The sequence below is a fragment of the Candidatus Zixiibacteriota bacterium genome, assembly GCA_040752815.1.
Classification (GTDB): Bacteria; Zixibacteria; MSB-5A5; order GN15; family FEB-12; genus JAGGTI01.
On the sequence record JBFMGC010000005.1, the window covers coordinates 36,854 to 46,288 of the forward strand.

Sequence of the window (9,435 nt, forward strand, 5' to 3'; positions counted from 1 at the left end):
CTAACAAACATAGCCTTGAACCGCTTGTCAAGTTCAATTGTGAGTTCAGACGTGGGAGTCGGTTGATGTTTGGCGATAGCGCGACGTGAATTGCGGCCCCAAGTATTGCCCGGGTAAGCCGATAAGTGCTAACAGGTAAGTGAATTGGCCGACAGGCCAATGTAACAAATCCGCTGTAGAAAGTGACAGGAGAGTCTCAAATGAGTCAACGGATAATCAGCAGTTTCGGGCTGGAAAACCACGGCCTGACCAATCTCGGCAAGGTGCACTGGAATCACAACACCCCCATGCTCTACGAGGAGATAATCCGCAACGGCGAGGGTTTCCTCGCCCATCTTGGCCCGGTGGTGGTCCGGACCGGCGTACACACGGGGCGCGCCGCGAAAGACAAGTTTATCGTCGAAGAAGACAACAGCCGGGAACAAATATGGTGGGGCAAGGTCAATAAGCCGTTCGCCTCGGAGAAATTCGAACTGCTCTTCCGTCGCCTGCAGGCCTACCTTCAGGGAAGACAACTCTATGTGCAAGACTGTTTCGCCGGGTACGACCCGAAGTACCGCCTCCCTGTCCGAATCATCAACGAAACCGCCTGGCATAATCTGTTTGCGCGAACGATGTTTATCCGCGCCACTCCCGATGAGTTGTCCGCCCACGTGCCGGAGTTTACCGTGCTCCATGTACCGAATTTTCAGGCTATCCCCGAATTCGACGGCACCAATTCCGAAGCCTTCATCATACTGAACCTCAAGCGCAAATTGGTCCTTATCGGCGGCACTTCGTATGCGGGAGAAATCAAGAAGTCGATCTTCACCGTCCTGAACTATCTCTTGCCTCAGGAGAATGTCCTGTCGATGCACTGCAGCGCCAACATAGGTCGTGACGACGATGTCGCCCTGTTCTTCGGCCTCTCCGGAACCGGCAAAACCACGTTATCGGCAGATCCGAAACGCCGGCTGATCGGTGATGACGAGCACGGCTGGAGCGCCGACGGAATATTCAACTTCGAGGGGGGTTGCTACGCCAAAGTAGTACGGCTCTCGAAGGAATCCGAGCCGGAAATCTTCGCGACCACCAGGCGATTCGGGACCATTCTCGAAAATATTGGGATCGACAACGTCACCCGACGGGTCGACCTGGATGATATTTCATTGACCGAAAACACCCGCGCCGCCTATCCGATCAGCCATGTGCCTAATGCTCTGCGGGAGTCGATGGCCGGGCAACCCCGAAACATCATCATGTTGACTGCCGATGCATTCGGCGTGTTTCCGCCTATCGCCAGGCTCACTCCCGAGCAGGCAATGTATCATTTCATTTCCGGCTACACCGCCAAGGTGGCCGGCACCGAGGCGGGCGTGAAAGAACCGACCGCCACGTTCTCGGCCTGTTTCGGCGCCCCTTTTATGGTGCTGCACCCGTCGCGCTACGCCGAGCTGCTGGCGGAAAAGATTCGCAGACACAAGGTCAACTGCTGGCTTGTCAATACGGGCTGGACTGGCGGTCCGTGCGGGATCGGCAAGCGGATGGAAATCAAACATACCCGTACCCTCCTGAACGCGGCACTCGACGGCACCCTTGGCCGAGCCAGTTACGAGAGCGATCCGGTGTTCGGCTTGCAGATACCGACATCCTGCCCCGGCGTGCCGAAGAACCTTCTCAACCCGCGCGCCACCTGGGCCGACCAGAACGCTTACGATCGCAAAGCGCAGGAGGTGGCGCAGTTGTTTGTCGAAAACTTCCGCGAGTTTGAGAACGAAACGCCGCCCGACGTATGCGCTGTAGGACCCAGGGGCGAATTGGCGTTACCGTAGTAAACGTAGGATGAGAGCTATATGTTGGGTTCCGCGCATTATCCAATTGAGCGCGAAACCCAACATTGTCCTTTACGCGACAAGTGATAGCCACCCCACCCGCCGGCGGGATGGGCCGGCATGGTCTTCGACAATTCTCTTCTCCCCAGCTAAAGTCCGCACCAAAACAGACGAACTAAGCTATATGGGCGGCCCACGAGCGTTCGCAGGATACCGCAACACTTCTCCCCGCACTTGCCAGCGAGCCGTTGCAGGCCGCCTTGGCCGACTTGCACGGCAGTAGCGGATATTCACGCCAATCGTGAGCAGGGGTTAACCGACGTAGGTCGCATACGAATGCCGAAACTACAGCGACACACATCGGCGACCGACCTGGCCGATTTGGGTCAGTTGTTCGAGTCGATGTCATGCGGGGTGCTGGCCGTAAACACCGAATTCAGGCCCCTCTTCGCAAACCGTGCGCTGTGTCAAATGGTCCAAATGGATCGCTCCCGCCTCATGCAGCTCAGGTGCTATCAGGCCTGGCCGGGACCCCAGTGCCACAGCTCAGGCTGTCCGGTACATAGGGTGCCGGCATGCGACACGCACGTGGTCTGCGAAGTCGACAAACGTTGTGTGTTGGGCGGGCTAAAGGCATACTGGGTGACGGCCACTGCCCTGAGAGGACCCCACGACACCATACTGGGCGTAGTGAATGAAGTTACCGAGGTACCCGAGCTTCAACTGGCCGCATTGAATACCGTGATCCTGCGAACTCGTCTCGAGGCCGAACAGGGCGCGTTGACCAATATGGAAGCAGTGCTGCGCCAGTTGGCGAGCCAGGTTGACACCGGGCGACGAAGGGTCGAACAAAAGGTCGCCTCGCACCTCAACCGCGTGGTTTTCCCCCTCTTGCGACAAGCATCCGCCATGATAACAGGACCGAAGGGCGGTCAGCTTGCGGCAATCGAGGCCGGTCTTAAAGACACGATTCCCTGTGCCGTGGACGGTCTGGATTCTCGCTTGACGGCGCTCTCTCCACGCGAGCTCCAGATCTGCTCACTGGTTCGCCAGGGACTGCGGTCCAAGGAAATAGCCCAGGCCCTTGGGGTGGCCGAAGGAACGGTAGAACAGCAGAGAAAGAGGATTCGCCGCAAACTTGGTCTGAAAAACAGGCGCCACAACCTCGTCACCCACCTAAAGCTCAAAACCTGATCTTCCCGATTCGGCGCAAGATCCTGGGACAACAACCGCCCAAGCGCCTTCATTTCGGATATGGTCCGTATCCGTTTTCTGGCCAAGATTACTCCGTCAAGCGAAAGCCGCATCGAGACGAATCTTCGGGCATCGAACCAAACGGAAGAGAAACCACTTTGAAGGGGGTAATCAAAATGTTGAAGAATCTCAGAATTGGGTGGAAACTCGGCGTTGGCTTCGGTACGGTGCTGTTACTCCTTGCACTTCTGGCAGCGTACAGTTACTTCGGCTATTCCGAGATCCGTGGCAAGGTAAGCGTCGCCCAGGAAGCCGGCGAAAACCGGGCGTCTGCCATCGCGAAAGAAGTCGACCACTTGACCTGGATGGCCAAGCTGTCTTCGGTTTTTCTCGATGATTCCGTCACCGAGGTGGGAGTGCAAACCGACCCACTTAGATGCGGCCTGGGTCAGTGGCTGTATTCCGAGAAGACACAGAAGGCAGCTAAACAGGATGACGATCTGGGTCAGATCCTGCACCGAATAGAAGAACCGCATCGGCGACTCCATGAATCGGCGATCAGAATCAACGAGGCTCTCGATAGTCGCGCCGGCCGCGAGTCGGCGCTGTCAATATACGAGAGAGACACCAGGGCGGCTGTCACGGAGGTCCAGGCGATACTCGGCGAACTCATGAAGTACTACGCCGACCAATCTACTACGGCCGCCACAGCCACCGCCGAAGTACTTGATTCCCTTACAATCACAACCGTGATCCTGTCGCTCGCTGCGCTCCTGGTGGGCTTCTGGGCGGCCTTTGCAATCACGCGAATGATTACAAGGCCGGTCGGCGAAATCTCCGATCTAGCGAAGGCCCTTTCGGAAGGAGACATTAGACGACGCGTGGAGTTCCGCTCCCGTGACGAAATCGGCGCGCTCGCTGATTCATTCCGAAAATTGATCGACCATACGAAAGAACTCTCGGGCGCCGCTGAACGAATCGCCGCCAATGATTTGACCATTACTATCGAGCCTAAGTCCGATGCCGACGTGCTGGGCAACTCGTTCAAGACCATGACCCAGAATTTGATCGGCATGATCCGCCAGATGGGCGACGGCGCCACCCAACTGGTCTCCGCCGCCAACGAAGTAGCGTCGTCATCGGAGCAGATGTCCCGCGGCGCCAAGGACCAGACCGACCAGATGGCGCAGGTCTCGAGAGCGGTCGAAGAGATGACTGCGACCATTGTGCAGACCTCCAAGAACTCGAGCGAGGCCAGCGGCGGCGCGCGGCGCGCAGCGGATACCGCCACGTCGGGAGGGCAAATCGTCAGCGATACCATCCAGGGCATGCAGCGGATCGCGACCGTAGTGCGCGAGTCGGCTCAGTCTATCGGTAAGCTGGCCAAGTCGGCCGACCAGATCGGCGAGATTATCGGGGTGATCGATGACATCGCCGATCAGACCAATCTGCTGGCATTGAATGCCGCTATCGAAGCCGCCCGCGCCGGAGAACAGGGGCGTGGCTTTGCGGTCGTTGCCGACGAGGTGCGCAAGCTCGCTGAGCGCACCGGTAAGGCGACCGGTGAAATCACCAACATGATCAAGGGAATACAAACCGAGACCGAGGAAGCGGTTCACTCGATGGAGTCGGGCATTCAGGAGGTTGACAACGGGCGCGAGCTGGCCGACAAGGCCGGCACCAGCCTGAACGAGATTGTCACCATGTCGCAGCAGGTGCAAGACATGATTCAGCAGATTGCGACCGCGTCCGAGGAGCAGTCCACGGCGGCGGAGCAGATCTCGAAGAATGTCGAGAACGTGTCGTCAATAGCGCGCGAGTCGGCAACCGGTGCACAGCAGTCCGCCGCCGCTGCTGAGGAACTTAACCGTCAGGCCGAGGCGATGCGCCAGATGGTGGCGAAGTTCCGGATCAGCCAGGACGCGCGGGTATAGCGAAGTCAGGTGCGCCGGGGTCCTGCGCAGAAGCGCGGGTCCCGCACCTGCCGGCGGATGGGAAAACGTGCCCGGCAGATGTCCTCATCTGCCGACGAAGGGCAGCACGCGGGTCGAGCGCATCACTCCGCACGAGCTGTCGGGCAACCCTGCCCGAGAGGCGTTCATGCAAGGGTCATCTCCATCCCACCATAAACAGTGGGCCACCGAGGTCGTTTTTACGCGAGGGGTATCCATCCCACCCAAACGGTGGGGCACTGGGCGGACGCTAATCGGTCCCGACGGTGTCGTCGTCGCCGAAAACAATCGCCTGGAATTTCTGAATCAGCGCCTTCGGCGAGCGATAAGCGTCGCCCGGCAAACCGGCTTTCTCGCAGGTGTGCTGCAGGAATTCGTCGCGGGTCCAGCCGTACTCGGTCGCTACCTGCGGCAAAAGCAGGCCGCGCCGACCGGCCATCGAAATCATCAGACCGTCGCGGCCGACTCTGATTTCGTCAAGCGATTTCACCCGCTGCAGCGGCGTCAGCACGGATATCTCTATGTGCAGGTGGTCGAGTTCGTTCTCTGTCACCGGTGAAAATCGTGGGTCGCTCATAGCCGCCGAGACCGCGCAATCCGAAACTGTCTTCCACAGCGGCATGACCGCCTCAGTGAAGCCGATACATCCCCGCAACTGGCCATACTCGGTGAGCGTGACGAACGCGGCACCGTCGGATCTTAGCGTGTCGGAAACGTCGAATCGCGGCAACGGCCGCCCCGCCAGATGAGCTGCAATCGATTCACGGGCGATCTTCAAGAGCATAGCGCGATCAGCCCGAGTCGGATAGGCCACTTCCTCAACCGGCGCCGCCCGACCGGACTTAACGGCGTCCGTCACCTTGTAGATTGCCGCCGCGAGATAGCCGACCACACTGCTCTTATCGCCGGACACATCGCCGGAGTCGCCGTACTTCAAAACCTTCACGCGGTTGGCTCCCAGCGCGACCGAGGCCCGAATCACCGCCGCCACCGAGCCGCCTCCACAAGCCTCTACCCCGCCCGTGCCGAGAAGACGTTCCAAACGATCGGCATCGAGACTCCGCACGCACTCGATCCCCAGCGAGTCAAGCGGCCGGCCTTCTTTAGCCGAATGGTAGTGCTGCCAGTCTGAGGCCGCTATTATGACCGTGCGGCCATTGGCCCCCAGCGATGTGAGCACGTCGCCAAGCATCGCAACTGTTTCGTGATCCGGCTGCCCCATCAGCAGCGGCACGATTGTGAACGACGACAGCACCGTCTGGAGATACGGCAACTGAACTTCGAGGCAGTGCTCCTGCTGATGGGCGGCGACAATCGCGGCTATCCGGGGATCGTGGCCCATCGCCTGGCGGCAGAGACGGTCGTCACATTTCACCGTTCCAAGCGGCGTGCGCCACTGGACTCCCGGCCCGTAGACTGAAACGCCCCGGAACGGGTACCTGTGCGATGGCCCGCACAGGATGACACTCTGGGGTTGTACCTCCCCCAGCAGCTGGTAGGCGTGGGCGGCGATCGGGCCGGAATAGATCAGCCCGGCGTGAGGAACGATCAGCGCAATTAATTGGCCGTCGATTTTCTCCGGCTTGGGAACTGCGGCCAGGTGCTTGCGGACCAAATCGGCCAGTTCGGTCGAGTCGGACGGGTAGAAAGTCCCCGCCACGGCGGGCGGGCGCACCGCGGCCTCGGATGGCGCGGGGGCCATCGCGGCAGCCGCCGTCATAGCGACCGCCGTAAGATAGCAGTTGACGGAAGATGACAACCGGGCCCTACCACATCTCACAGCCGTCCCAATCTCAACGCCGTCGCGAGACTTCAAATGCCGAAGGGGGGATTTGAACCCCCACTCCCTTGCGGAAACTGCGCCCTGAACGCAGCGCGTCTACCAGTTCCACCACTTCGGCATGTCGCCGAGCCACGATCGCCCGGCTGGACATGAAATATACAAGCGACAATTCATCCGGCAAGTGAATTGTTGATGCTATGGCCGCTTGGCTCACCAAACAAGCGCACAAAACTCCAAAAAAATCGCTTGACAAACGCCGGGGGGGGGGGGCATTAATCCGGCAACGCGACCAAATAGTCTAAGTTTCAATTGACTGTCCGTTAGTAACAGGAGGCAGTGATGCGAACAATCAGGAGTATTATCATTTGGGGACTTTTGTGCCTTGGAGTGGCTGCCCTTCTCACATGCAGCGATGACGAGCGTGAATCCAAGCCAACAGGGCCGCAGCTTGGCCCCCGCACAAGTGCTGCGCAAGTTGTGAGCGCCCCCGCACAGGTGAGCTGGACGCAAGGCCAGCTTCAGGACATACGTTGGCCGGTCACGGCCGATTCAACGGGCAGGGTAGAAATCGCACTGTTCAAAAAGTCCGTGGGCCGCACCAGGATCGGTACGATTGTCGCATCAACGCCGAACGACGGCTCTTATCAGTGGAACGTGAATGACTTCGGCCGCGGTGCCGCTGATGACTACTACATCTCGGTGCACAACCTCACAACCGGCAAGTGGTATCAGAACGCGGCGTTTCCGATTGCTCTCGTTCCAGTCTGCAACATCGTGATAACTAGTCCTGCGGCCGGGGCAGTCTGGAACGAAGGACAAACCAGAACGATTTCATGGACCTGCGATGGCACCTGCGGAAACATCGAGATAGCCCTCTTCAAACGATCTCTGGGTGGCAAAAGAATACATACGTTTGCCGGATCCATTCCCTGTAGCAACGGGTCGCTTCAATGGCTTGTCGATGATTTTGGGTACTGCGGCAGCAATGACTACTTTATTGCGATAAAAGAACTGAGCAGTGGCAAGTGGTACCGAGGATCTGACTTTACAATTGTATCGTCATCGGTCTGTTCCATTACGGTGCGAAATCCAGGTTGGGGAGTCACGTGGGCGGAGGGTGGGACGCAAAACATTATCTGGGACCACTGTGGTAATTGCGGGCCATCAGTAGAAATTGCGCTTTTTAAGACTTCCAATGGCGGCAAGAGGGTTGGAACAATTTCCTCATCGACGGAGAACGACGGTATTCACGCATGGACCGTAGATGATTTCGGATACTGCACCGGTTCGGATTACTTCATTTCAATAAAAGATCTTAGCACAGGCAGATGGTACCGAGGTAGGTTTTTCACCATCACGGCTTCGCCGCTCTGTTCCATAACAATCAGAAACCCCGGATTCGGAGTTACATGGCGCGTACCTTGGTGTGACACGATAAAATGGAACTCTTGTGGTAATTGCGGACCCAACGTGGAAATAGCGCTTTTCAAGAGATCATCTGGCGGCAGGAGAGTGTGTACGCTTACGCCGTCAACCACCAATGACGGATCGTTCTATTGGTGTGGGGACACTTGTCCTCCTACCTCTGGATGCGACTATTTCATATCTATTAAGGATCTCAGCACAGGCAGGTGGTACCCGAGCAGGGATTTTTGTATTGAAGCCCCCACACACTCGGTAACCAAGCCAAACACCCCAAATGGCCCAAGCAGTGGGTGTCCAGGGCAGCCCCTGTGCTATAGTGCCGGAGGCTCAGTGTGTAGCCTCGGTCACAACGTCGAGTACCGTTTTAACTGGGGTGACGGCACCTACTCCCCGTGGTCTACCTCTACCACGGCCTGTCACTCGTGGAATACCCTCGATAACTACACTATACGTGCGGAGGCACGATGCCAAGTAGTTCCTTCGGTGCTGTCGCCGCCGTCCGATCCGAAATCAGTAAATATCACGGAGACCGTTACTATTTCAGTTCCGACTGGCCCTGCCACTGGGTCGGTAAACGACACTTTGTGCTATACTGCATCTGGCACTAGTAGCTGTGGCCATTCATTGGATTATCGATTTGACTGGGGCGACGGCAACATTGGCTCATGGGGCCCCGCCCGGCAGTGTCATCGGTGGCCACAACCAGGCACATACTCACTCAAAGCCCAGGCGCGGTGTGCCACGCACAACGTACTTTCCGGGTGGTCACCCGCTATGCAAGTTAGTATCTACATCTGCCAAGACGACCAGTATGAGGAGAACGACACTCGTGCGACGGCAACACCGTTGCCCGAGCAGACGTGGATTACGGCCAGGCAGGCTGACAACGACTTCTTCGTCATTGACGTGACGTCAGGTTACGAGCGGGTGTTGGTAGATTGTCGCTTCACTCATGCGCAGGGAGACATCGACATCGAGTTGCAGAATTCTTCCGGGACGGTGATCTGCTCTTCCGGCTCGACTGACGACAACGAGTATATAGATTGTTGTGTTCCGGGACCTGGCACTTATTACATAAGGGTCCATTACGACAATGAATGTAATGCCTACCAGTTGTGGTGGGACGATGTCAGTGGGTGTTGTGACGACCAGTATGAGGAGAACGACACTCGTGCGACGGCAACACCGTTGCCCGAGCAGACGTGGATTACGGCCAGGCAGGCTGACAACGACTTCTTCGTCATTGACGTGACGTCAGGTTACGAGCGGG

The 9,435-nt window shown here is 57.8% G+C and carries 5 protein-coding genes, 1 tRNA gene and 1 pseudogene; 5 read left to right on the forward strand and 2 right to left on the reverse strand.

The annotated features are described in order from the left end of the window. The first annotated feature begins 200 nt into the window (after positions 1-200). From AB1772_02555 to AB1772_02565, 3 genes are all read left to right on the forward strand, one after another. A complete protein-coding gene (locus AB1772_02555; GenBank protein ID MEW5795220.1) occupies positions 201-1,811 on the forward strand; it encodes a phosphoenolpyruvate carboxykinase in 1,611 nt (536 codons plus the stop codon). 402 nt (positions 1,812-2,213) lie between these two features. Further along, a complete protein-coding gene (locus AB1772_02560) occupies positions 2,214-3,005 on the forward strand; it encodes a LuxR C-terminal-related transcriptional regulator (GenBank protein ID MEW5795221.1) in 792 nt (263 codons plus the stop codon). Between the two features lie 176 nt (positions 3,006-3,181). Next, entirely contained in the window at positions 3,182-4,939 is a 1,758-nt protein-coding gene (locus tag AB1772_02565) for a methyl-accepting chemotaxis protein (GenBank protein MEW5795222.1), read from the forward strand. Between the two features lie 268 nt (positions 4,940-5,207). On the opposite strand, the gene amrB is transcribed toward AB1772_02565, so the two are convergent. Together amrB and AB1772_02575 are read right to left on the reverse strand one after the other, a co-directional pair. Then, positions 5,208-6,677 (reverse strand): AmmeMemoRadiSam system protein B, encoded by a 1,470-nt coding sequence (gene amrB / locus AB1772_02570; protein ID MEW5795223.1) that lies wholly within the window; start codon positions 6,675-6,677, stop codon positions 5,208-5,210. Positions 6,678-6,774: 97 nt separating this feature from the next. After that, positions 6,775-6,858, reverse strand: a tRNA-Leu gene (locus AB1772_02575). A 221-nt stretch (positions 6,859-7,079) separates the two neighbouring features. On the opposite strand from AB1772_02575, the pseudogene AB1772_02580 reads away from it, so the two are divergent. Together AB1772_02580 and AB1772_02585 are read left to right on the forward strand one after the other, a co-directional pair. Continuing rightward, positions 7,080-7,451 (forward strand): annotated as a pseudogene (locus AB1772_02580) (Ser-Thr-rich GPI-anchored membrane family protein). Positions 7,452-8,939: 1,488 nt separating this feature from the next. Next, a partial coding sequence (locus AB1772_02585; protein ID MEW5795224.1) for a PPC domain-containing protein occupies positions 8,940-9,435 on the forward strand: 496 nt, incomplete at its 3' end.